This is a genomic window from Thiorhodovibrio frisius, from assembly GCF_033954835.1.
GTDB lineage: Bacteria > Pseudomonadota > Gammaproteobacteria > Chromatiales > Chromatiaceae > Thiorhodovibrio > Thiorhodovibrio frisius.
Genome location: NZ_CP121471.1, coordinates 2,488,661 through 2,513,377, shown reverse-complemented (window position 1 = coordinate 2,513,377; position 24,717 = coordinate 2,488,661). Strand labels below are relative to the sequence as shown.

The window sequence follows — 24,717 nt, the reverse complement described above, 5'->3', positions numbered from 1 at the left end:
GATCGCCCGGGTTTCGAGGGTGAAGGATTTCTGGCATGGTTGGCGAATCAATTGGCCTCTGCCGGAGAGCTGGCAATAGCGACAGCCGGCTCGAACGGCACTTCTTTGGGTTCCGGCTGATCACGCCCGAGAAGGTCGAACGCGCGCCACAGATCGGCGTAGCTCTGGCCTAGCTCCGGATGGCCTTCCTGCGGGGCCACCGCAGCTAGGGGCGCCAGCACGAAGGCGTAATCAAGAATTTCCGAGCGCGGCACCTGATAGCCCTCGATCACACCAGTCATGCGACCATAAGTGAGCAAATCCAGATCGAGCGTGCGCGGGGCGAACTTATCCTTGCCACGGATTCGCCCATGGGTGTCCTCGATGGCGTACAACAGGGCATTAATGGCGGTAAGACTAAGTTCGGTGTCAATGCCAACCACTAAATTGAAAAACGGCGGCCCCTCAGTCCCCACAGCCTGGGTTTCAAAGACCGGCGAGATGAGCAGATCGCCAAAACGCTGATGCAGATCACGCAGGCCACCGCGAATCGAAGCTTCGCGACGCAGGTTACTGCCAACACCGATCCAACAACGCATGGCTTAAACGGGCCTCTGGCCCCGCTCGATGATCACGCCAACACCCTCGGCGTCGGTCACCGCGCCGATTTTGTTCAAGCGCAGGCGCACCCAAGGCACGCTGAATTCCTCGCGGATCAGGCGCGCGCAGGCATCGGCCAGGGTCTCAACCAACTCAAAGCGAGAGTCGCCGACGAACTCTTTGAGCCGCTTGGCGACTGCTTTGTAGTTGAGTGCATGCTCGATGCGATCACTCGCAGCCGCAGCAGCCACATCGGCGGCCATTTCGAGATCCAGAATCACCGGCTGACGGATTGTCTTCTCCCAATCGTAAATGCCAATGGTTGTCTCGATGCGCAGGCCGGTTAGAAAAACAATATCCATGTGCGTCGGTGTGTATTCCCTCTGATTTTTCGTCAGCGAGGATAGGGCATAGACACTGACATGGCCAGCCCTGATCGACGCATGAGCGGCCTCACCGCAAGTCCGACACTTGACCGCAAGGCATCCAGCCAGTCAAATGGCGGCCATGAACATTCTTGCCCTAGCCCTTCCCGCAGCGCTCATTGTGACGGCCTATCTGCTCGGCTCAGTCTCAAGCGCCATTATCGTGTGCCGCCTCATGGGCCTGCCCGACCCGCGCACCGAGGGCTCCGGCAACCCGGGCGCGACCAATGTGCTGCGCATCGGCGGCGATAAGGGCAAGCGGGCCGCTGCCATCACCCTGCTCGGCGACAGCTTAAAGGGTCTGCTGCCAATGTTGGCGGCGCATCTGCTTGGCGTGGGCCCAGAGAGTCTTGCCGCCGCGGGCCTGGCGGCCTTTCTCGGACATCTGTACCCGGTGTTCTTCGGCTTTCGCGGTGGCAAAGGGGTGGCGACCGCACTTGGGGTGCAGTTTGGCCTCTACTGGCCGGTGGGCCTGTGCGTGGCCGGCATCTGGCTCTTTGTCGCCAAGGGACTCAAAATCTCCTCGCTCTCAGCGCTCATCTCAATGGCGCTGGCTCCCTTCATTGTCTGGTTCTTCCGCCCGCAGCCCGAGCTGATCGGCATGCAACTGATCATCACCGGCATCCTGTTCTGGCGTCATCGCAGCAACATCCGCAAGCTGCTCGACGGCAGCGAAGACAGCATCGGCGGCCAATCCGGGCCGGCGGGTTCTGCCTGAGCCAGGCGCAATTCCAGGTCCCTTCCCAACTCCAAACAGGGCGAAGCATCCTCGCCCTGCTATTTGGCGCAACTCTGTGGGGCCTGTACTGGCTGCCTTTGCGGCTCATTGAGCAAGCCGGCCTGCCGGTGCTCTGGGGCATCGGCATCATTTACCTGGCCTCCAGCGGCGCACTGGGCTGGCTTGCGCGTGCGGATCTGATCGCACCAAGACCGGCCTCCGATTGGCTGCGACTGACCGGCATTGGACTCTCGGGGGCAACCTCCGGCATCGCCTTCAACATCGGCGTCATCGAGGGCGAGGTTGCCCGCGTCTTGCTGTTGTTCTACCTCTCCCCGCTATGGTCGGTCATCCTGGCCCGCTGGCTGCTCGCCGAACCTCTTGCACGCTACACCCCTGCCGCCCTTACCCTGGCATTGGCTGGTGCCGCCCTGATGCTGATCACGGACCTGGATGCCGGTTCCGCCGCGATCAGTCGCGCCGACCTGCTTGGCCTGATCGCCGGTTTTGGCTTCGCGCTGACCAATGTCCAGTTGCGCGCAACACAATCAATCCCGGCAAGACTGAAAAATCTCGCCGCAGTGGCCTTGGTGTCGCCCCTGGCACTCGCCGCCGGAATGTCAATGGCCTTGCCAATGAGCTTCCCGCCCATCGCCGTCCTCGCCAGCCTGGTTCTTGGTCTGTTCTGGATGAGCAGCATGATCGCCACCGTACAAATCGGCGTCAGCGCCCTGCCCGTCCAGCAATCCTCGGTGCTGCTGCTCACCGAACTGATCGTGGGCGCCTTATCCGCCGCACTTATCGCTGGCGAACAACTCGCCCTGTCCGACCTGGTTGGCGGCTTGGCCATCGTCATTGCCGGCTTGATCACTGTGTTGAGCAACAGGCGATGCAGTGCCCGGCTTTCGATCAGTGAATAAGCTTGCTGCCGCCCAACCGCGTCGATAGACTCCCAACGAAGGCCCAAAGCAACAGGGTACTGCCGCGATGGCAGCAGGATCGCGCGACCTGGATGCATCGATTACAAGATCGGCCACCACGATCCCAGTCACCGAGAGACGCATCATGAACCTGAATGTCAGTTTCAAATCCAAAGGCGATGACGCCTACATCGTCTATCCCGTCGGCGCGTTAAATTCAGATACGTCGCAAAAACTGGAGCAAGTGCTCAATGAGGTGATCGCGCTTGAGCCCAAGCTCGTGGTGCTCGATTTGGACCAATTGGGCTATATCAGCAGCGCGGGGATTCGCGTGTTTCTCAAGGCCAAGAAAGATCTTAAGCGCACGGAAGCCAAGCTCAGCTTCATGAACCTTCAGCCCCCGGTCCGCAAGGTGTTCGATATCATAAACGCTCTGCCATCCATGGATATCTTTGCCAGCCTGGCGGAGTTGGACGAGTATCTCGACGCCATGCAGCAGATGGTCGAAAGAGACGAAACTCAGAAGCTGTGATCGCGTGTCGAAACAGAAAATTCGTATTAACCAGACCGTTGACTACATCCTGCTGCGCGGTGTGCGCCAGCATAATCTCAAGAATCTTGATCTCGACCTGCCGCTGGGTGAGCTGATCCTGGTCACTGGCGTGTCCGGTTGTGGCAAGTCGTCGCTGGCTTTCGATACCTTGTATGCCGAGGGGCAGCGGCGTTATGTCGAGACCTTCTCGCCCTATGCGCGGCAGTTTCTCGACCGCATGGATCGACCGGCGGCGGATCGCATTGAGGGGATTCCGCCAGCGATTGCGATTGATCAGACCAATCCGGTGCGCACCTCGCGCTCCACCGTGGGTACCATGACGGAGCTGAATGATCATCTCAAGCTCCTGTTTGCGCGCGCATCCCGGCTGTTCTGCCATGGCTGCGGGCATGAGGTGCGCAGCGATTCGCCGGCGAGTATTTGGGCGGAGCTGCGGCGGCGGGGCGAGACGCAGTCTGTCGATGGGCAGCCGCCGCGCGCGCTGATCTGTTTCTCGGTCATGGTGCCGGAAAGCCTGTCGGTCGAACAGGTCAAGGAATTGCTGGCGCAGCAGGGCTATGCGCGAACTTTAAGCGAGTCGCCCGAGCGCATCGAGGTCATTCAAGACCGACTGCGCCTGAGCGAAGACAACCGCGAGCGCGCACTGGAGGCCATCGAAGCCGCGCTGGATCAAGGGCGCGGGCAACTCCGGGTTTATCCACTGGATGGCGAACGCCAGCCGCTCGCGCCCTGGCCTTTCTCGGCCGCTCGCCATTGCCCGGATTGCGATATTCGCTATCAGGAGCCGCGCCCGGGACTGTTCTCCTTCAACTCCCCGGCCGGTGCCTGCCCGAGCTGTCGCGGTTTCGGCCGGGTGATCGGCATCGACTGGAATCTGGTGATTCCGGATCACAGCAAGTCTCTGCTCGAAGGCGCGGTCAAACCGATCCAGTCTGATGGCTATGCCGAGGTGCGGGAGGATCTCATCGGACAGGCGCACCGCCGGGGCATTCCGACCGACATCCCCTGGTCCGCGCTGACCGATCACGACCGCCGTTGGGTGATCGAGGGCGAAGGCGACTGGACCCCAGATGCCAATCAGTCGGTCTGGTATGGGCTGACGCGCTTTTTTGACTGGCTGGAAAGTCGCGCCTACAAGATGCATGTGCGGGTGCTGCTGTCGCGTTATCGCAGCTACGAGATGTGCCCGGTTTGCCGGGGCGCGCGCCTGATTGACGAGGCGCTCGACTGGCGTCTCGGCGGGCACGAGCTGGCCGACCAGGCGCTGGATCGGCAGGCGCGCTTTCGCCACGGGCGCGCCCACATGCCGGAGATGGCCTGGCTGGGACTGCCGGGGCTGAATCTGCATGATCTGATGACCTTGCCGATTGGCCGGTTGGCGGCCTTTTTCGACGGCCTGGAATTCCCCGGCGCCATGGACCAGGCCTTACGGCTGCTGCTCGATAGCATCCGCAACCGGCTGAATTATCTGGTGACCGTGGGCCTGGCCTATCTGACGCTCGATCGCCAGTCGCGCACCCTGTCGGGCGGCGAGGTGCAGCGTATCAATCTGACCACGGCGCTCGGCACCTCGCTGGTTAATACGCTCTTTGTGCTCGATGAGCCCAGCATCGGCCTGCATCCGCGCGATCTCGACCGGGTGCTCGGCATTCTCAAGCGGCTGCGCGATCAGGGCAACACCCTGGTCGTCGTGGAGCATGATCCGCAGTTGATCCGCGCCGCCGACCGGATTCTCGACCTCGGGCCAGGGCCCGGCGAGCGTGGCGGCCAGTTGCTGTTCAACGGTCCGCCGACGGCGCTGCTCGACCAGCCCGACTCCCTGACCGGCGCCTATCTGAGTGGCCGACGCCAGGTGGGCGGCGCGCGCACGCCCTGCCCGCCCGAGCCTGATGGCCCGGCATTGCGAGTCCAGGGCGCCACACAACACAATCTACAGGGCCTGGATGTTGATTTTCCGCTGCGCCAACTGGTGGTGGTCACAGGCGTGTCCGGCTCCGGCAAATCGACCCTGGTGCATCAGGTGCTCTATCTGGGCCTGAGCCGCATCAAAGGCCACGCCGAGGCCGAGCCAGGCGACTGCGCGGCCATTACGGGCGCCGATCTGATCGAGGATGCGATTCTGATCGATCAGGCGCCGATTGGACGCAGCGCGCGCTCCAATCCGGCGAGCTACGTCGGCGCACTCGACCCGCTGCGCAAGCGCTTCGCCGCCACTCCAAAAGCCCGCGAGCACGGCTTCAAGGCCGGGCATTTCAGCTTCAACTCTGGCCCTGGGCGCTGTCCGGGCTGCGGCGGCTCAGGCTTCGAGCAGGTGGAGATGCAGTTCCTGTCGGATGTCTATCTGCGCTGCCCGGACTGCGACGGCAAGCGTTATCGCCCCGAGGTGCTCGACATCCGCCTGCCCGCAGACAGCCCGCTGCCCGGTGCCAATATCGCCGATATTCTCGAATTGACGGTGGCCGAAGCGCTGGCGGCCTTCGGTGAGGATAAAGACATCGCCCGCGCCTTGCGACCGCTGCAAGAAGTCGGACTGGACTATCTGCGCTTGGGCCAGCCGGTGCCGACCCTGTCCGGCGGCGAGGCGCAGCGGCTCAAGCTGGCTGGCCATCTGGCTAAGGCGGGCCGGCGGCGCAAGGGGACCATGAACACACCGGGCGGAATGCTGTTCCTGCTTGATGAGCCGACCACAGGTTTGCACTCAGACGACATCGCCACCCTACTCGGTGCTTTCCAGCGCCTGCTCGACGCCGGCCATTCGCTGATCGTCATCGAGCACAATCTGGACCTGATGCGTGCGGCCGACTGGATCATTGATCTTGGACCCGAAGGCGGCGATGCGGGCGGCGAGCTTGTCGCGACCGGCACGCCGGAGGCGCTCGCCCAGCATCCGCGCAGCCACACCGGACAGGCATTAAGGGAAGATGCCGAGGCAAGCGCGGCGCTGAACCCGGTAGCGCAGGAACGGGCCGAGCTGGACCAGGTTGAGCTGGACCGAGTCGCCGAGGCACCGATGGCAGCCTATCTGGCCGCAGCTGCGATTTCCGCTCAGGAGACCCAAGCCCCCGGCGTCATCGGCATCCGCCATGCGCGCGAGCATAATCTGCAAGACTTGTCGCTGGACATCGAACGCGGACGTTTTATCGTGATCACTGGCGTGTCCGGCAGCGGCAAAAGCACCCTCGCCTTCGACGTGCTCTTCGCCGAGGGCCAGCGGCGTTATCTGGAATCGCTCAACGCCTATGCCCGTCAGTTCGTGCAGCCGGCCGCCAAGGCCGAGGTCGATGCCATCTTCGGCATCCCGCCAACCGTGGCCATCGAGCAACGCACCAGTCGCGGCGGGCGCAAGAGCACCCTCGGCACCCTGACCGAGATTCACCATTATCTGCGTCTGCTCTATGTGAAACTCGGCGTACCCTACTGCCCGGATTGCCAAGTGCCGGTCGCGCCCCAGAGCGGGGAAGCCATTCTGAGTCAAGTGCTCGACAGCTTCAGCGGCCAGAAGGTCGAACTGCTCGCGCCCAAGGTCATCGCGCGCAAGGGCCTGTATAAAGAGCTGGCCGAATGGGCGGCGAAACAGGGCTATGAGCATCTGGTTGTCGATGGCGAGCCCCTGCCGACCGCTGCCTGGCCAGCGCTCGACCGCTATCGCGAGCATTCCATCGACCTGCCGGTCGGGACGCTGCGTTTCGACCCGAGCGCGCCAGAACCATCCCGCGCCCTGCTTAAACAGGCGCTCGAACTTGGGGATGGTCTGGTGCGCGTGCGACCGGTCGACGCGCCCTACAGCGCGGCGCGCAATTTCTCCACCCAGCGCACCTGCCCCGGCTGCGGGCGCGGCTTTGCCGAACCCGACCCCCGACTGTTTTCCTACAACTCCCGCCACGGCTGGTGCCCGAACTGCTTCGGCACCGGCGTGGAGCTCAGCGGCTTCGATGCCGAGCAAAGCGGCGAGGAACGCCAATGGCAGGAACTCGACACCGCCCAACCCTGCCCAAGCTGCCACGGCCAGCGCCTGAACGCGGAAGCCTTGGCAGTGCGCTTTCGCGACCAGTCCATCGGCGCGCTCTCCGCCCTGACCGTCACCCAGGCCGGTGCCTTTCTGGCCGATCTGGCGCTCAATGACCGCGAAGCGGCCATCGCCACCGACCTGCTCGCTGAAGTGCGCGGCCGGCTCAGCTTTCTCGAACAAGTCGGCCTCGGCTACCTGACCCTCGATCGCGCCGCGCCCACCCTCTCCGGCGGCGAGGCCCAGCGCATTCGCCTCGCCGCCCAGCTTGGCTCCAACCTGCGCGGCGTCTGCTACATCCTCGACGAACCCAGTATCGGCCTGCATGCGCGCGACAACCAGCGGCTGCTCACCACGCTCGAAGACCTGCGTGATCGCGGCAACAGCGTGCTGGTGGTCGAGCACGATCAGGAATTCATGCACCGCGCCGAGGAGATCATCGACCTAGGCCCGGGCGCTGGCGTGCATGGCGGCCGACTGGTCGCGCGCGGCACCGCCGCCGAGCTGATAGCGAACCCAGAGTCCATCACCGGGCGCTATCTGGCGCGCGACCATGCCCATCCCGAGCAAGCGCATGAGCGTGTCGCTGACCCCGCAGCCGATCAAATCGATGCCAAACCCCAATCCAAGCTCCAGCCCGACCCCAAGCAGCAACTGCGCATCCAGGACGCCACCCTGAACAACCTGAAAAACCTCGACCTGGACATCCCGCTCGCGCGCTTGGTGTGCGTGACCGGCGTCTCCGGCTCCGGCAAATCCACCCTGGTGCGGGATCTGATCGGTGCCTCCCTGCGCAACCTGCTCGGCAGTGCCGGCCCGACCGGGCGCGCAAGCAAAGGCCAGCGCCGCGCGGAAGTCATCGGCTGCCGCTCACTCAGCGGCTGGCAACGCCTCGCCAGAGTGCTGGAAGTCGACCAAACCCCCATCGGCAAAACCCCGCGCTCCTGCCCCGCCACCTACGTCGGCTTCTGGGACAGCATCCGCCGCCTGTTCGCCGCCACACCCGAGGCGCGCATGTTCGGCTGGGGACCGGGCCGCTTCTCCTTCAACACCAAAGGCGGGCGCTGCGAGGCCTGCGAAGGCCAGGGCTTTCAGCGCTTGGAAATGAGCTTCCTGCCCGATGTGACCCATCTGTGCGAAGTCTGCGGCGGCCGCCGTTTCAATGCCGAAACCAATGCGATTCGCTACCTCAGCCACCGCATCGGCGAGGTGCTGGCCATGCCGGTGAATCAGGCGGTCGAAGTCTTCCACGCCCATCCCGCCATCCGCCAACCGCTCGAACTGCTGCAAGCCGTCGGCCTCGGCTACCTGACTCTGGGTCAGCCCAGCCCCACCCTTTCCGGCGGCGAAGCCCAGCGCATCAAACTGGTCAGCGAACTCGGTAAAGCCCGCACCAGCCTTGAGGGCACCGCCATCCGCCCAACGCTCTACCTGCTCGATGAGCCGACCGTCGGCCTGCACATGGCTGATGTCGAGCGGCTGATCAGTGTACTCATGCGACTGGTCAACGTCGGCCACTCCGTGCTGGTCATTGAGCATGATCTGGATTTGATCGCCGCCGCCGACTGGGTGATTGATCTGGGGCCGGAAGGCGGCGATGCAGGCGGAGAACTGGTGGCTGAGGGGATGCCTCACCAGCTTTCAGAAAGCGGTATTGGGCACACCGCTGAGGCGCTGCGGCAGCATTTCAGTCCGCCTGAGCGCTGACGTTCGCTGCGCAATCCGCTCTCCACTGATCGTCCAGTACCCCCAAATCCGCTGATCTCTCAAAACGTCAACAAAATACGGAAAGCTGGGCAACAAGGTTGTAAAATCCCAGACCATACCAAATGCCGCCGCTCTCGGTCGGCCAGCACAGGACACCGATTGTTCCAAGAAAGCTCAGAACCGCCTGATTATCTTCACTTGCGACATTCATTGTCGCAGACACGCATTAACATCTCTTCCAGTTGCAGGAGTATTCGACACCGTGACAACAAGCAAAATTCTTGGTATCGACTTTGGTACGAGTTGTACCGTCTTTTCCATGACCAGCACCGCATCGCGCTTTGAGCCTGAGATGGTGGAAATCGATGGAAAGCCTTTTGTAGAGACGGTGCTACGCCTAGACGAAGCTGGCAAGATCGAGCTTTTTGGAACCGAAGCATGGGAGCAAATCGACGATGCGCCGGAGCGAACCTACTTCGAATTCAAAATGGGAGTAGGTCAAGCAGGCGCAGCCAAAACCGGGTCGGAAGTCGCCGAGAGGCGACTGTCCGCCCGCGAACTTAGCATTATCTTCCTGCGGCGATGCCGGAAGAAAATTGAACGTCAGCATTTCAACGGTGCTTCACTCGCCAATCAGGAATTGCTGACTGTCGTTGGCTACCCGGCTGAGTGGACTGAAAAACAGCGTGAGGAAACGCTCACCATCGCCACCGATGCTGGCTTTCCAAATGTGCGCGGCTGCGAAGAGCCTGTGGGCGTCATCTATTACCATCACTACAAGGGTGATTTGTCCGTCGACAAAGCTCAGACCATGGTGGTCTATGACTTTGGCGGAGGCACTTCGGATGTCGCTGTTGTGACGACAAAGAAACTCACGTTTCGGAGTTCAAAAAAGCCATACTGGCCGGCTCAAGCCTCGATAGAACCGGGCTCCACGCCTTCTAACCGAAGGGTAAACTCATCGAGTTGCAATGCCTGGACAAAGAATCGCTGCACCCGCTCATCGATGGCGCTCATCACCAGCGTGCCGGCCGGCCCGAGCGTCTTCTGGAGTCCATCGACGGCCTCGGCGATCAAGGCGCGGAAAAAGCCCCACAGGCGTTTGGCGAAATCGAGCTCACTGAGCTGCGTGCCGACGGCCGTGCGGACTTCGCAGACCCGCGTCCCGGCGCCTTGGATCTGGGCGAACGCCAGCAGGCAATAGCGCACGGCGGTTAAGTGGATCGAGGCCAGATGCGAGGCAAAGGTCTCGGTTTGCTCCCAGAGCAAGCCCAGAGACTGCTTGGCTTCCTTGAAGTACACCTCAATGCTCCAGCGCAAGGCATAGGTTTCCAAGATCGCCGCCGGGGAGAGACCGCGGTCGGTGCTCAGAAACAGCGCCCAGGATTTCGCCCCAGCAGGACTGTCGGCGTCTTGGTTGATGCCCCGGACAAAGAGCAGGCGCACCGGAATCCACTGCACCTCGCCGTTGTTCTCAAGGCTCAGCTCCACGTCCAAACACTGGCACTGATAGGGCAAGCCGCTGAGGGTCTTCCAGTGCTTGCGCACGCTCGTCTGATACAAGCCGTTCGCATCGAGCATCGCGGTGTGCGCCTCGCCATTCTTCCAGGTCGTCAGGCGGTACTTCATGGCGTTTTTCTTCATGCGCAAGATCGCCGTGAGGTTGAGGTCCAAGGCGGTGCTGATCATGGTCTTGGTGCCAAACCAGGCATCGGCGAGCAGGACATCGGCCTCGATGCCCTGACGCAGCGCGCGGCGCAACATGTCCGCAGCCAATTCTGGCTTGGTGCGATCACGTGCCTCAGCATAGCGGCGCGCCTCGACGCTGCGGCCATCGTGAAAGTCCGCCTTCAGCGGGTGCGCCCCGACGTTGCTGATAAAGATGTCGCTATCTAGGGGCAGGAAGGCCTCTTGCGTGGCCAATCCCAAGGTGAGGACCTGCTGGCCTTTGACGGTGCGCCCACTGAGATGATCGAAGTGCCGCGAGACGCCTTCCAACCGTTTGCCGCGGCGCGTCTTCACGGAATCGTCCAAAACGTAGGCGCGTACGGGACTGTTCTTCAACTGACCGGCGCGATAGACCTTGAGCGCGACGGCCCCATGAAAGGCGCGCCAATTGAGATCTTCGCGGGCCAGCACATCATACAGGGCGTCCTTGTGGGCATCGGCGAAACTGCGCAGCGATTGACGGGCGAACAGCGCGATACTCTCGCGCCCAACCCACACCCAGATCAACAGCAGATAGACGATCCGCGGTGCTTCCAGACCACTGCGCTTGTGAAACCCGAGCTTGGTGAGCAGCCTGGAGAGCCCCAGGCTGCGCCACAGGTCGGCGAACAGGTTATCGGCTAGGGTCCGTGTGTCGCTCAGCAAGGATGCGGTCAGACTTGGCAAGGATAGGTCGGATGTGGGAGTCTTCATCAGTGGCCTCTTGGGTGGATGTCTTGTTTCAACTGCTTGACATTATACCATCCATGAGGCCGCTTTTGCTTAATAAACAGAGACTTGATTTAACAAAAGCGCGATTTTTGAACTCCGAAACGTGAGAAAGAAAAACGAAAAGCCTCGCGTTCTTGGTGTTGGCGGGACTAGAGACCTTGGTGGCCGCAACTTTGACGAAGCGGTCTATGACTTCCTGGTAGAGCAAGCAAACATTGAAAAACGCCAGTTGCATCCTCGCGACGTAGTAGCGCTGCGTCGCGCGGCCCGGATGCTCAAGGAAAAGCTCTCAGCCGCTCAAAGTGATGGCCAGAATGTCGTGGAATCAACCGTAACTTTACACGGATTACGAATCCAAAAGCGTTTGCGTTTAACTGCACAGGATTTCGAGACCTGCTGTGCAGCACTGACTCATCGCTTCCCCGATCCGGCTTGGGAGGCTCTCAATCGCGCGGATGTCGCTCCGAAAAGGATCAATGTCTCCATTCTAGCTGGTGGTTCAGCGCGAATGCATTACACACGCAAGACACTTAGTGATCTTTTTCCAAATGACATTGTTTTGCAAAGCTTAAATCCTGCGGAAGTAGTTGCCAAAGGCTTGGCGATCTATGGTCGCGCTCTGCTAGGCGAAAAAGTCGCCACGTCTTGGAATGAAAAGTCCGAACAGCCTCACCCTGCGTCAGATCAACCACAAACAAAAACCACGCCTGGTGCGCAAGCGATTATTGACTATATCGAAGCACATTCAAAAAGCCAGGCGCTTGGCTTTGTCTTAACTTTGTTGTTGGGACCTTTTGGATTGCTTTATTCAGGTTGGGCTGCAGCCGTAATTATGATCCTGATCTTTCTCGTGAGTTTGGCAGCAGGCGCCATTGCGGTCATTGTCTGGTTTTTAGCGATCCCAGTCAGCTTTGGAGTCATCGGAAGCCACAACAAGAAAGTCAGAACCTTAGCAACGCTTGGGGTTCATGAAACTCAGGGACAGCGAACAGTAAAGCAAAAATCTAACCTCGTTCACACACTGGAGGATTCAGCGGAGAAGTTAAAGAGCAAGCTGAAATCGTGAATTTTGGCGATTATGAACATCGTGGTTCATGATGGTTCGTTTCGATTGTACTGATCGCATATTTGGCATCCTTTTCTATTGCGCTCAGTCAATCATTGGTTTTCCCAGTCAATGATTCTGAAAATAATTAGCAAGCATCGGCTTTGCTACTGCCTTTCGTGCCTGAAAGATAATGGAAAAATTTGTAGAACGTTTTGACGAGCATCTCTTGTTCGCGTTGGAGCGCCGCTATCTCGATTTTATCAATCCAGAACGGCTCGAACTTGCCATGAACCCAGCAGCAGATGTTTTCGACTATCGCTCGCATCTGCGCATGATCCGGCTGGACGAGGTCAGTCACGAGGGCAATGGCAGGGAGGGTTTGCATCTTCTGCACATGCAGAATGTACTGGCAGCGATGAAAGATGACTCTCATACTTTGGTATCTGTGATTCGCGGCACCGACGTGGGTGCTTCCTTATACTACGGTCTCGCCCGCCGAATTGGCTCGCAAACCACCGTGAGCACAAATGAATATGCGCGGATGCTCGGGTCAACCATGCACGGTAACTTTCTCGGTGCGCGGTTTAGTCCACTGTCGGCGGATGAAACTTGGGATCAGGTCATCGCACCTCTGGCTGAGCATGGCCATACCTTGGCGTTTCCGGGTATTCCATCGCTACGGGTGCGCGAGCATGATGCGCCCTATGTGCAGGGGATTGACCGCTTCATCGAAGGCATGCGCGGAGAAGACTATTGCCTCGTGAACATAGCTGAACCAGTACCTTTGGCTGTTATTGATGGGATGATTAACAACCTATTCGATCTTGGTTCTTCGGTGCATGCGCAGGTTCGTTCGACGATTCAAAATATGAAAGGATTATCGGACACGGTGAACATTGGCATGTTTGGTTTCGGAGGACAAGGAAGTGGCATTACGGAGAGTACATCGGATACTGAAGCATCGACCTCTCTCGGCGGCGGCGGCGCTCTAACATCTGGCGGTGCGGCGGGAGGTGGCATTTTAGGTGCTGCTATCGGTTCAATCGTACCCGGAATTGGCACCGTAATTGGAGGAACTGTTGGTAGCCTTATTGGAGGCGGCTTAGGCACTGTCGGAGCATGGCTTAGCGGTGCCCCAATCACTAAAGCCACGTCTTTTACTGAATCGGTAGCGAATACTTCTTCAAAGATGACCGGTCTCGGCGGTACCGGCGGCTATGCCCGCAATTGGAACCGCAGCACGACCGTCGGCCGCGAAGAATTGAGCAAGATCGCTGAGCACTGCGAAAAGCTGACTGATGCCTACATCGAACGATTACAGAAAGGCAAGAATCTTGGATTTTGGAACGCCGGTGTCTATCTGCTGACGAAGAATAAGTACACTCAACTTCGTGCCAAAGGATTACTGCGCGCTTGCTTTTCTGGTGACACCACTTACTGGGAGCCGGTGCGTAGCGTCAATATAAACGCCGAAGCACTCGGCCAGTATCTGGTCAACTTCAATAACCCGCTTTATAACCTGTTTCTCCATGGCGAGGAAAGCCGCAACGTGGCACAAGCTGTCAGCTTTAGCCAAAAGCTGAAGAATTATGCGTCCAGTAGGGGTCGCTCCGTTGCGGAAATGCTCGGCCTGATTGAAAAGGCGAATCCTAAAGAACGCTACAACATGCTGGAGGCCATTCGCCAAGCGCCCGGAGACTATTCCAAGGAAGCACTAGATCAAGCCTGGGAGCAAATCCGCAAAGCTCAGGTTGGTCATCCCCTCGGCCCAGCGTTGGGAGGCGTCAGCACGCCGCTGAATACCGAAGAACTTTCCATCATCATGAATGTGCCCCGACAGGAAGTTCAGGGCGTGACCATTCGCTCGTCAACATCATTCGGGGTGAACTACAAGGTTCCCGAAGAGACTGACTCCGTTCGGCTGGGACTGGTCATCCACAAGCGAACACCCGTGGATACCATGCCCTACCTTCTGCCGCGCGCTTTGTTGCAGAAGCACCTGTTCACCTGCGGGGTGACCGGCTCAGGCAAGACGAATACCTGCATGGGTTTGTTGCGGAACTTAGGATTGCCTTTCATGGTGATCGAGCCGGCCAAGACCGAGTATCGGCAAATGCTCACGGTTCTGCCCGACCTGAAAATATTGACTCTGGGTGGAGAGACCGTTTCGCCCTTCCGGATCAATCCGTTTGAGTTCAGCCCTGGCTGCAACCTGCTCACCCACATCGACAACCTGAAGTCGGTTTTCAGCGCGGCTTTCCCGATGTATGCGGCCATGCCATACATTCTGGAAGAGGCCATTATCGAGGTCTATCAGGACAAGGGCTGGGAGTTATCGACATCGACCAACATCTATCTGCACGGTGTCGCATCGACCGATTCTGGTTCGGAATCACTCGACTCACTCGCAGACGCCGAGCGATTTTTCGACTTCCTGCCCACCATGCAGGATTTGTACGAAAAAATCGACGACGTGGTCAACAGCAAGCAGTACGCGCAAGAGCAAACGATGAACTATTCCGCTGCCCTCAAAGCGCGGATTTCTAGCCTGCTGACTGGTAGTAAGGGGCTGATGCTTAACACGCGTCGTTCCACCCCGATGGCTACGCTGCTGAAGGAGTCGGTGGTACTGGAACTGAAGCACATCGGCGATGACGAGGAAAAATGCTTTTTGATGGGGCTGATTCTCTCGGCCATTTACGAACATCGCGAAAACTATAGCCGACCAGGCACATCCCTGAAGCATGTGCTGCTGATCGAGGAAGCCCACCGACTGCTGCGGCGTGTGCCTGAGCATGTTTCGTCGGAAGTCGGCAATACCCGCGGCAAGGCGGTTGAGACCTTCGCGAATGTGATTTCCGAAATCCGCACCCTGGGCCAGGGACTGATCGTGGTGGATCAAATTCCATCAAAACTGACCCAGGATGTAATCAAAAACACAAATATGAAGATCGTCCACCGCACTTTGGCCAAAGATGATCGGGATTATGTCGGCTCGACCATGAATCTGACCGATGAGCAAAGCCGGGAGCTGAGCCTGCTTGGCGTTGGACAGGCTGTGCTGCACAGGGAAGGCATGGACAAAGCTTTTCTGGTGCAAATCGACAGCTTTTCCGCTGGTGACCTGCCCTTTGTCGATGATCAACGGATTACCGAAACCATGGGGCCATTCCATGCCGAAAACGCCTTCGTGTTTCGCCGCTACCCTGGCTTTGAGAAGCACCCCAGCATCCCCAAGGTCTATGCGAGAACCGATTTCCGCAGCTATGACCGGGACATCTATTTTGCGGTCATGGGCGCTTTTGTCCTGATGCTCATGGACGAGATCGATCATCTGCCGGAACTACGCGTTGGACTGCATGATCTGATCACCCGCCGGACACGCAAGAATCAAAGTCTTGAACTGGCTTGCTATGTGATCCATTACGCGAGCAAGCTGTCTTACGAGCTTAACGCGAAGTACCCAGGTTGCTACGACCGCTGTCTTGAGATGAACCAGAGCTTCGTGGATCTGTGGTTCGACGGCATGGACGGCCTTGTTGCGCCGTCAGTGGGCTCTCACAATGCAACGGATCAGCGGCAAATCACCTCCAAGCTTCGGGAACACATGCGTTACCTGCGCCGCGATGATCGCCTGACAATCCCGTTCTTTGCCTATTACATGAACCGTATCGATCCTGACACCACGCGCCGGTTGCAAGACAACTGGCACGATACTGAGCAGGATATCAACAGTCTGAGCACCTACCTGCGCGAGGTAATCCGCACTTTGCTTTCAGGCGTCGTTCCATCGAAAGCCACGGAGCGGACTCTGAGCGAAGAACTGCTCACCATGATTTTCTGGACCGATCCGCGAGCGCCAGCTATCTTGCGGAATTATCAGGAACGCAAAAGTTGAAACGGCCAATTATTAGTCAGACACTCAGGTACTCCATATCAGACAGGAAACGGCTATGTCCACCATTAACCAACTCCAATTCGATATAGAGCGGGGCATTAAGGACTTACCCATTCAAGCCCTAAAAGAGATTAAACTGTTCATTGATTTTTTGCACGTTCGCGAAGGCAGCACACAGACGCCTTATTCTTCTGATATGAATTACGAATTACGCCAGCTTGATATCGGCGAAGCCAGACATCTGGAGCAAGAGTTCATTGCTTACCAAGACCGCTACCCCCGTGAAAATTGACTACGTCACTGACACCATGGCAATCATCTTGCGACTTGAAAATCGCAGATTGTCATTGCGAATCAAAGACATCTTCGAACAGGTTGAGTTTGGCACTCAGCGTCTGGCCATTCCAGCGATGGCGGTCGCGGAATTGGGCTATCTCGCTGAGCGGCGGCGAATTGAAACGAGCCTGTCGGAACTGTCTGATTATGTTAATCAGTATCCGCAAGCGTCAATCGAACCAATAACTGGCGATATTGTGAACCAAGCGTTTCGCATCCTCGATATTCCGGAGCTTCACGACCGACTCATTGCCGCAACGGCAGTTTGTATGAATGCGGTCTTGATTACCAACGATCCGGTCATTTCGGAATCCAAATCTGTTAGAGTCATTTGGTGAGTCGCACCGATAACGGAGAATGCCTTTATGAGTATCGCAGCGGGAGAAATCGGCAAGCAGGCTGTTCAGGAAACAGTCTCCAAAACGGGAGGTGATGCTGCAACTCGCGGCGGCTTCGATGTGCCGGGAGAGCGACCGGGCTTCGACACTCAGGAAACAATTCGGGGCGACGCGGGACGACCAGGAGCGGGTTTCGATGGGCCATGGGATGAAAAACCGACTCACAGTTTCAGCGATACAAATCAGAACTCTGGTTTTGGTGGATCTTGGGATTCCAGTGATACCTCATCTACAGATATAGATAAGATGAAAACGGAATCAAATGGGCTAGAAACAATCGAAAAAGAAAATACCAAAGGTGGTGCATATAAGGACATCCCATCTCGTGAAGGGCATGAGCGGCATCATATTCCAGCAGACTCCGTGAGCGATATCGCCAGAAGCGATGGTCCTTGCGTTCAGATGGAAAAACAGGATCATCATGAAACGGCGAGCTTTGGCAACTCAAAAGATGCGCGGGAATATCGCGCCCGACAAGGAGAACTCATCCAGGAAGGCAAGTTTGACCAAGCTTTGCAAATGGATATAGATGATATCAGGACTAAATTTGGCTCGAAATATGACCAAGGTATTGCTCAAGCGCAAAAGTACGCTAACCAACTTCAAGAACAGGAGGTGTAGTTATGGTTTTTAACTTTCTTCCCTATGCATCCCTAGGGGGTCTTAAGTTCTCAATGGATCGAGCAGATGTTCGGAAATTGCTTGGCACCCCAAATAAGGAGTTTATGAAGACAGCTTTCAGCAAGAACACCACCGATGGCTATCTCGGGTTTCATATTTACTATGATACAGGTAACAAGGTTGAGGCTATAGAGTTTACTGATGACTCTTCTAATAATGTTGTTTTTCAGGAAGTCAATTTATTAACGCAGAGCTTTCAAGAAAGCGTTAATTTTCTTTCCGCTACAGACGATGAATTAAAAATCGAAAATGATGGGTTAGTTTCATCTAATTTAGGGTTGGCTATATACGCGCCAGAACATACACTTAACCCTGAAGCAAAAATTGAATCTCTACTGCTTTATAGGAAAGGTTATTTCGAGTAAAACAATTTAATTTTAGTAGGCAACATCGATGGGTTGCCGCTGTGAACTGGTGCCGGAAGGCGGCGATGCAGGCGGAGAACTAGTGGCGGTTGGGACGCATCAGTATCTCGCCGCAAATGGCGGCGGGCACACGGCGCTGGCTTTGCGCGAAAGGTCATTGACCGATTGAAGAACGCGACGATTCTTACTCTCCAACTAGCAGATCATCATCGAAGTTCAGTGTAGTTCGCATGGCTGGACTCAGCTGGTTTGTCTAGGGGGTTTGCTCTCGGGGGGTTTGCTCTTGGGGGTTAACTCCCGGCAGCCTGGTTCTGGCCCAGAAGCCAGTCGCGCACCTGGTTTGAGTCGCTCACCGTGGCCCAACGAGCCGATGCATTGAGAAGAATCACAATGACCGGACGGTTGTCGATGCGCGCTTGCATCGCCAGGCAGTAACCGGACTCGTTGATAAAACCGGTCTTGCTGACTTCCACTTGCCAGTCGGGAGTCCTAACCAGAGGATTGCTGTTGCGATATGGCAACGAGGTACCGTCGGCAAAGGGCCGCACGGTGATTTCACCTTGCTCGGTAATCTCGCGGATCAAGGGGTAGCTGGCCGCCGCCTTAACCAGCTTGACCAAATCCTCCGCGGTCGAGCGATTGTTTCCGTTGAGTCCGCTCGAATCAGCAAAATGGGTATTTAACATTCCAAGGGATATCGCCTTGCGGTTCATCGCCTTGATGAAGGCCGGGGTCCCACCACGAAAGGTCGTTCGTGCCAGGGCATGCGCGGCGCGGTTATCAGAGGACATGACCGACACGGTGATCATCTCGCGGCGCGACAGGATCGCCTCATTGAGGCGCAGTCGCGAACGGCTGTTGCGCAATCGGTCACGGTCATCCTCGATGATTTTGATGCGAGTCGTCATTGGCGCCCCCGCATCCAGCACCACCATTGCGGTCATCAGCTTGGTGATCGAGGCGATAGGCCTGATCTGCTGGGCGTTCTTGCTGTAGAGACGGTTGCCGTACTCATCGACGATCAATGCACTGGCTGCGTGTAAATGCAAGCCTGAGGGATCGAGCTGATTCCAGCGACTGGCTCTGGGGCGCAAGTTCGCCCGTATCCACTCATCCAGAGAGGAGCCAGACTCTGGCGATGACCACGCTGGTGCATCTGCCATTGCAACAGACGCCCTTTGCGTGCCATCGCCAGCGGGGTATGCGTACTTGGACGCACATGATGTGGCGACCAGCATCAGGGTAGCGAGCAGCAATATCAGCAGTAAAATCCGGCCCGACTGCCAAGGCAAGCGGTGGGCCAAATAACGGAGGGGGTGGCGCAATCGTTGTAACCCTTTCATCTCAAGGTTTTCCTTGGTATTTCTCGTGGGGTCTGGATTAAAGAAGCGGTTTAAGCAGGCGCGGGCGATGTGCATCTCATCCGTCAATTATTCGCGCGTTTGGCGATTGCCTCGCGGATGGCAGTGCGCAACTGCTCGATACTGATGGGCTTGGGCGCATAAGCATCCATTCCTGCATTCATTAGGCGCTCTTTGTCGCCGGCCATCGCAAAGGCCGTTAGCGCAATGATGGGGATGTTGCAGGCGCGCTCGCCGGCATCTCCGCGCCGGATGGCTTTGGTCGCTTCGATACCATCCATTTCCGGCATTTGCTGATCCATCAGGACGATGTCGTAAGACTCGGCGCGCAATACCTCAAGCGCCTCGCGCCCGTTCTCGGCGGTGGCGACCTTGCAGCCTTTCTTTTCCAGCAGACGGGCAATGACGATTTGATTGACTTTTTCGTCTTCGACGGCGAGCACGCGCAAGCCGGCGAAGCAATCTTGCTCGTTGTCCTCGACAGCGGCAGACATCACCTGGACATCCTCGACACAGGCAAAGGGCAGTGAGAGAACGAATTCAGTTCCACGACCCAGTTCGCTGCCGACGCAGATGGATCCACGCATCTGTTGCACCAGGCGCTTGACGATGGAAAGCCCCAGGCCCACGCCGTCATGCTGCTTGGTGAAGTTGTTCTCAACCTGCAAGAAGGGTTCGAACAAGCCATCAAGTTTATCTTCCGTCAAGCCGATGCCCGTATCCTTGAGGATAAAGAGCATCGGGAGCTCACCTCGGCGCCCGTTGCCGAGGGAGAGCGCCTCAAGACTGACCCGCCCGCTTGGTGTAAATTTGATCGCGTTACCGAGCAGGTTACCGAGAATCTGGTGCACGCGCGTTGCATCGCCACTCAGGCAGCGCGGCGCATCAGGGTCCAGCTTGATGAGCAGTTCGAGTCCTTTCTGCTTCGCGGCGGGTTCAAAAAGTTGCAGGATGGCATCCAGGAGTTCAGTGAGGACGAAGGACTCCTGCTTCAACTCAAGCTGCCCCGCCTCGACCCGCGAGAGATCCAAAATATCGGTCAGCAACCGGGTCAAGCGTTTGGCAGAATGGGTCGCCTGCACGGCATAGTCGTCTTGCTCGGCGCTTAGATCGGTCATCTTGAGCAGATCGAGCATGCCGACAATGCCATTGAGGGGGGTGCGGATCTCGTGGCTCATGTTGGCGAGAAACGCACTCTTCGCGTGACTTGCCGCCAGCGCTTTTTCGGTAATCTCGCGCAGTTGCCGCTCGTTGCGCTTGCGCTCGGTGATCGTCTGAAAAAACACGGATAACGCAGTAGGCGACGGGCAAGCGTGAATTTCATACCAATTGTCCAAGTGTTCGAAGTACCCCTCGAAATGGGTCGCAACCTGCGTCCGCATGGCTTGGCGGTATTCGTGATAAAAGACCGTATCGACAGCTTGAGGGAAGATCTCCCACAGGTTGCGGCCTAGCAATTCTTCTTTTGATTCACAGCTAAGGGCCCGCACGCCCTTTTCGTTGATGTAAGTCATCCGAAAGTCTGCATCAAGCTCGAAGAACGCATCCGTGGTGCTCTCGAGAACCTCGAGCAAGTGCTGATGGGCCAACTGATACTTCTGTTCAGCCTCCTTGAGTGCTGTGATGTCGTGCGCGGAGCCGTAGAGCCGCACCACCGTGCCGGATTCATCTCGCCACGGCTCACCGCGCGCGAGTATGAAAATCTCCCGACCATCGGATTGAACCCGACGCGCTTCGAGTGAATAGGACTCCCCGTGCTCAACCGCACGCCGCACGGCGGCATCAAGCTTGGCCGCATCTTCCGGAAGGTAGAGCGCAAGATTGCCCTCATAGTCGGGGAGTGGTTCGTTCGGATCGAGCCCAAAGATGCGATACAACTCCGGCGACCAGCTGACTTTGTCCGTGCGTACATCCAATTCCCAATCGCCGACATTGGCGATCCGCTGCGCCTCGGCCAGTCGCCAGGCGGAATGCGCGAGCTCTTGTTCGGCGCGTTTGCGCTCGGTGATGTTCCGCGCCACCAGGATGATCCGGCCTTGGCCATCGATCTCATCGCTGCCGTTCTGCAGGGGTGAGGCCGTCAAAATGAAGTGCTGGCCCGCAAGCGCATAGTCGCAGTCCAGGGTTTCGCCGTTGAAGGCGCGCGCGATGGCGACGGGTAATTCGTTGGCCAAGGTGACAGGCTCCGCGCTGCCACTGATCGCATCGGTTGGCTGCATGCCGATTGCCGCGAGTCCTCGACCTTGGGCAAACAGGCAGCGGCGCGCGTCATCGAGCACCATGATCCAACCACCCGGATAGGCTTGCAGCATTGAGGTCATGAGTGCGTCGCGCTCGCGAATCTCACGCGTGCGCTCCTCAACCAGGTGCTCGAGGCGCATCTCAGCCTTGTGGCGATCGGTGAAATCCACAAAGGTCAGGATGACGCCGTCAACGCTCTCATCGACACTGCGGTAGGGGCTGAGCCGCATCAGATAATGCCGACCGTCGTTGGTGGCGACCTGGCGCTCCAGCGGCTCCATGGATGCAAGCACTTTGGCGCAGTCGACGGACAGGGGCTCGGCGTCCTCGAGTCGGCTGGCGAGATGGTCGAGGGGGCGGCCCAAATCGGCGCCCATGATATGAAAGATATCCTTGGCTACAGGTGTGAAGCGGCGCAGCTTGAGTTCCTTGTCGACAAAGAGCGTCGCCAGATTGCTGCTGGTGAGCAGATTTTCGATATCGCTGTTGGCGTCTTCTAGGGCGTTGACTTTGTCGTTGAGCTCGGCATTGACTGTGATCAACTCCTCATTGAGGGCTTGCAGTTCTTCGCGGGAGGCCTCGAGTTCTTCGTTCGAGGACTGCAAATCCTCGTTCATGGCCAGGAGTTCTTCGTTGGATGACTGAAGTTCCTCGTTGGTGGTTTCCAGCTCATCGACGGTGCCGCGCAGGTGCTCGCCAGCGACCTGAAGTTCCTCTTCCAGACGGAGCACCCGGGTATCGTTCTCAGGCGCGCTGTCAGTCAAACTCGGCGTCAGCGCGGTCGGTGCGCTCCGCTCGAAAATCACCGCCGCGAAGCCACCCGAGATTGGTTCGTTCAGCGGCTCGACATGGATGGCATAGCGATCCGGACAGCCGGGGACGGCAACGGACTCGAGCGTGACCGGCTCGCCGGAGGTGCTGGCCTGATGGACGGCGGTGCGCAAACGCAGGCGCAGCTCGGGGCGTGCCTTGCGGATCAGGCTGGAGGTTGGTTCGCCCTCTGGATCGATCAAAAAGAGCGAGGTATCACCGAAGTAGTAGAGCAGGTTCATTGAGGCGTCGATCAACACTGCCGGATGCCCATAACGGCGCAAGAGCTGTCGATCGAGCACGGCTGCTGGACTCTCGCGCTTGAGCGTTGAGGGTTTCGCGTTCGACTCATTGGGAACGTTAAAGCGCGGGCTTGAAGCCAGCCATTGACGCGGCTTCATTTCGAGCGGACTGCGCTGGAAGAGCCTCCACTTCTTGTCCAGAATCTGAAACAAATCGGTGGACCGGGAGGCCGCCTCCGATGGCCCCAGTAGCAGATGGGCCCTGGGTAGCAGACTTTGATAAAACCGCTGGATGACCTGATCCTGCGCATCGTTGTTTAAATAAATTAATAGATTACGGCACACAACGAGATCAAGACTTAAGAATGCCGGATCATTGAGCAGATTATGCGGAGCAAAGAGAATCAACTCGCGCACCGATTTGACCAGGATGTAGCCTGCATCCTTGCGTCGAAACCAGCGCGCGAGCCGTTCGGGCGTGATATCTGCGGCGATGCTGGTTGGATAGATGCCGGTACGGGCAAATCCGACCGCTGCGGGGTCGATGTCGGTGGCGAAGATTTGCACGTTATCGACGCGCTTGTTCCGCTCCATGGCCTCCCTCACCAGGATCGCCACCGAATAGGCTTCCTCACCGGTGGCGCAGCCCGCCACCCAGATCCGGACTGGGTCGCCAGGCTTCTTGTGCTGCAACAGCGCCGGCATCACTTCGTGCTCCAAGAGCGCAAAAGCTTCGGGATCGCGAAAAAAGCTGGTGACGCCAATGAGCAGATCCTTCAGCAAGGCCTGCAGCTCATGCCGGTCGCGATCACCTTGCAACAGCTCGAAATAGTCCTTTTTGGACCCCCTGGCCTTGAGTAGCGCGCGTTTTTCAATGCGCCGCTCAATGGTGGCGCGCTTGTAGTCAGTAAAATCGAACGCCAGTCGCTCACGGATCAGATCGAGAATCCCACCAATTGGATCCTCGGACTTGTGCTGGAGTGAAGTGTCTTCGGACGCGGAGGTGTCGTTCAGATGATTGGCCAGATTTTTGACGCCACGTGCATAGTCCAGCAGGCTGGCCGGAATGGCCTCAATCGGCAGCGCCAGATCAACCAGGCCGGTGGCCAGCGCGCTGCGCGGCATGCCCTCATATTTGGCCGAGGTTGGCTCCTGAACAATAGTCATGCCGCCCAGGCCCTTGATTTCCCGCAGACCTTGGGTACCATCGCTGCCAGTTCCCGAGAGAATAATGGCGACCGCATCCTCGCGACGATCCTCGGCCAGGGAACGCAAAAAGCTGTCGATCGGGTGGCGTACCCCGCGCACCGCAACCGGGGCCATGAGCTGGAGCCGCCCGTCCTTGATGATCATGTCGCGGTTGGGCGGCAACACATGGATGGCATTGACGCAGACTTCCTGATCATCCTCCACCACATGCACCGCCATCTGCGTATGTCTGGCGAGCAGTTCGCTCATCAGACTCTTGCGGTTGGGGTCCAGATGGGTCACCAGCACAATGGCGATCCCCGGATTCGCGTCGAGATGGTCGAGAAACTTCTCAAGCGCCTCAAGCCCGCCGGCCGAGGCGCCGATGCCGACGATGGGAAAGCTGTCCTCGCGTGATTCGCTGGGCTGCGGCTCGCCGTCGCTTGGCGTGTCAGGAGAAGAGAAAGAATTCTGCTTCGTTGTCATAAGTAAGACCTATGCGCTTGCAGGAGCATCCGCCAGACGCACCATGCGGTGTTGTTTGCAAAGTGTAGCGCACTATTTAGGATGGAATCATGTCTCTGTTACGTGCTCTCCCTGAATCGCTCTGTAATCGCTTTGAGCCAGGGGCGGTTTGATATGTTGTCACTGACCTGTTCAGGGGGTTGCTTCATGACGGCCGGCCTTCTTCAGAAATCGTTTCGACCGGGCCCCCTCTTGATTGCCCTTTGAATGATATTTCCTCGGTCCAGTGGGCCTTAACAAGATAGACTTCCACTGGTCAGGATTCTGGTGTCTTGGG

At 58.0% G+C, this 24,717-nt stretch carries 15 protein-coding genes and 1 pseudogene; 11 read left to right on the top strand and 5 right to left on the bottom strand.

Features of this window, described 5'->3' with window-relative positions:
* Nucleotides 1-47: 47 nt before the first annotated feature.
* Together folK and folB are read right to left on the bottom strand one after the other, a co-directional pair.
* Nucleotides 48-578, bottom strand: coding sequence for a 2-amino-4-hydroxy-6-hydroxymethyldihydropteridine diphosphokinase (gene folK, locus Thiofri_RS11690; RefSeq protein ID WP_009151685.1), 531 nt, complete (start codon nt 576-578; stop codon nt 48-50).
* Nucleotides 579-581: 3 nt separating this feature from the next.
* Nucleotides 582-941: a dihydroneopterin aldolase gene (gene folB / locus Thiofri_RS11685; RefSeq protein ID WP_009151686.1), complete on the bottom strand. Its 360-nt coding sequence runs from the start codon at nt 939-941 to the stop codon at nt 582-584.
* A 136-nt stretch (nt 942-1,077) separates the two neighbouring features.
* On the opposite strand from folB, the gene plsY reads away from it, so the two are divergent.
* The 5 genes and pseudogenes from plsY to Thiofri_RS24775 form a co-directional block, all read left to right on the top strand.
* Nucleotides 1,078-1,722 carry a glycerol-3-phosphate 1-O-acyltransferase PlsY gene (gene plsY, locus Thiofri_RS11680; RefSeq protein ID WP_009151687.1) on the top strand — a complete coding sequence of 215 codons (645 nt, stop codon included), beginning with the start codon at nt 1,078-1,080 and terminating at the stop codon, nt 1,720-1,722.
* A gap of 98 nt (nt 1,723-1,820) precedes the next feature.
* Complete coding sequence (locus tag Thiofri_RS11675; RefSeq protein ID WP_009151688.1) at nt 1,821-2,642, top strand: DMT family transporter; 822 nt, start codon at nt 1,821-1,823, stop codon at nt 2,640-2,642.
* Between the two features lie 145 nt (nt 2,643-2,787).
* Nucleotides 2,788-3,174, top strand: coding sequence for an STAS domain-containing protein (locus tag Thiofri_RS11670; protein WP_009151689.1), 387 nt, complete (start codon nt 2,788-2,790; stop codon nt 3,172-3,174).
* A gap of 4 nt (nt 3,175-3,178) precedes the next feature.
* Nucleotides 3,179-8,908 (top strand): excinuclease ABC subunit UvrA, encoded by a 5,730-nt coding sequence (uvrA, locus tag Thiofri_RS11665; protein WP_009151690.1) that lies wholly within the window; start codon nt 3,179-3,181, stop codon nt 8,906-8,908.
* Between the two features lie 319 nt (nt 8,909-9,227).
* Nucleotides 9,228-9,719: pseudogene (locus tag Thiofri_RS24775) on the top strand (hypothetical protein); the annotation flags it as partial.
* A 98-nt stretch (nt 9,720-9,817) separates the two neighbouring features.
* Here the strand turns inward: Thiofri_RS24775 and Thiofri_RS11655 are convergent.
* Nucleotides 9,818-11,329: a transposase gene (locus tag Thiofri_RS11655; protein WP_009151691.1), complete on the bottom strand. Its 1,512-nt coding sequence runs from the start codon at nt 11,327-11,329 to the stop codon at nt 9,818-9,820.
* Nucleotides 11,330-11,450: 121 nt separating this feature from the next.
* On the opposite strand from Thiofri_RS11655, the gene Thiofri_RS11650 reads away from it, so the two are divergent.
* The 6 genes from Thiofri_RS11650 (at nt 11,451) to Thiofri_RS11625 (ending at nt 18,073) form a co-directional block, all read left to right on the top strand.
* Nucleotides 11,451-12,413, top strand: a complete 963-nt coding sequence (locus tag Thiofri_RS11650) for an Hsp70 family protein (protein WP_040858622.1) — start codon at nt 11,451-11,453, stop codon at nt 12,411-12,413.
* A 172-nt stretch (nt 12,414-12,585) separates the two neighbouring features.
* Entirely contained in the window at nt 12,586-16,293 is a 3,708-nt protein-coding gene (locus Thiofri_RS11645) for an ATP-binding protein (RefSeq protein WP_009151692.1), read from the top strand.
* A 55-nt stretch (nt 16,294-16,348) separates the two neighbouring features.
* On the top strand, nt 16,349-16,585 hold the full coding sequence (locus Thiofri_RS11640) for a hypothetical protein (protein WP_009151693.1): 237 nt from the start codon (nt 16,349-16,351) through the stop codon (nt 16,583-16,585).
* Nucleotides 16,575-16,967: a type II toxin-antitoxin system VapC family toxin gene (locus Thiofri_RS11635; RefSeq protein ID WP_143742117.1), complete on the top strand. Its 393-nt coding sequence runs from the start codon at nt 16,575-16,577 to the stop codon at nt 16,965-16,967. Before Thiofri_RS11640 ends, Thiofri_RS11635 begins: the two co-directional genes overlap by 11 nt.
* 27 nt (nt 16,968-16,994) lie before the next feature.
* Nucleotides 16,995-17,648 (top strand): hypothetical protein, encoded by a 654-nt coding sequence (locus tag Thiofri_RS11630; RefSeq protein ID WP_009151695.1) that lies wholly within the window; start codon nt 16,995-16,997, stop codon nt 17,646-17,648.
* A 2-nt stretch (nt 17,649-17,650) separates the two neighbouring features.
* Complete coding sequence (locus Thiofri_RS11625; RefSeq protein WP_009151696.1) at nt 17,651-18,073, top strand: hypothetical protein; 423 nt, start codon at nt 17,651-17,653, stop codon at nt 18,071-18,073.
* 290 nt (nt 18,074-18,363) lie between these two features.
* On the opposite strand, the gene Thiofri_RS11620 is transcribed toward Thiofri_RS11625, so the two are convergent.
* The gene (locus Thiofri_RS11620) at nt 18,364-19,503 is read right to left on the bottom strand and encodes a serine hydrolase (RefSeq protein WP_223296888.1); all 1,140 of its coding nucleotides are present in this window, start codon (nt 19,501-19,503) and stop codon (nt 18,364-18,366) included.
* Nucleotides 19,500-24,401 carry a chemotaxis protein CheB gene (locus tag Thiofri_RS11615; protein ID WP_009151698.1) on the bottom strand — a complete coding sequence of 1,634 codons (4,902 nt, stop codon included), beginning with the start codon at nt 24,399-24,401 and terminating at the stop codon, nt 19,500-19,502. The genes Thiofri_RS11620 and Thiofri_RS11615 overlap by 4 nt, the downstream gene beginning before the upstream one ends.
* Nucleotides 24,402-24,717: the final 316 nt, after the last annotated feature.

Bases quoted from the DNA above. Each gene is read 5' to 3' on its own strand.
- folK (WP_009151685.1), bottom strand. From the start codon at position 578: ATGCGTTGTTGGATCGGTGTTGGCAGTAACCTGCGTCGCGAAGCTTCG.
- folB (WP_009151686.1), bottom strand. From the start codon at position 941: ATGGATATTGTTTTTCTAACCGGCCTGCGCATCGAGACAACCATTGGC.
- plsY (WP_009151687.1), top strand. From the start codon at position 1,078: ATGGCGGCCATGAACATTCTTGCCCTAGCCCTTCCCGCAGCGCTCATT.
- Thiofri_RS11670 (WP_009151689.1), top strand. From the start codon at position 2,788: ATGAACCTGAATGTCAGTTTCAAATCCAAAGGCGATGACGCCTACATC.
- Thiofri_RS11655 (WP_009151691.1), bottom strand. From the start codon at position 11,329: ATGAAGACTCCCACATCCGACCTATCCTTGCCAAGTCTGACCGCATCC.
- Thiofri_RS11645 (WP_009151692.1), top strand. From the start codon at position 12,586: ATGGAAAAATTTGTAGAACGTTTTGACGAGCATCTCTTGTTCGCGTTG.
- Thiofri_RS11640 (WP_009151693.1), top strand. From the start codon at position 16,349: ATGTCCACCATTAACCAACTCCAATTCGATATAGAGCGGGGCATTAAG.
- Thiofri_RS11630 (WP_009151695.1), top strand. From the start codon at position 16,995: ATGAGTATCGCAGCGGGAGAAATCGGCAAGCAGGCTGTTCAGGAAACA.
- Thiofri_RS11625 (WP_009151696.1), top strand. From the start codon at position 17,651: ATGGTTTTTAACTTTCTTCCCTATGCATCCCTAGGGGGTCTTAAGTTC.
- Thiofri_RS11615 (WP_009151698.1), bottom strand. From the start codon at position 24,401: ATGACAACGAAGCAGAATTCTTTCTCTTCTCCTGACACGCCAAGCGAC.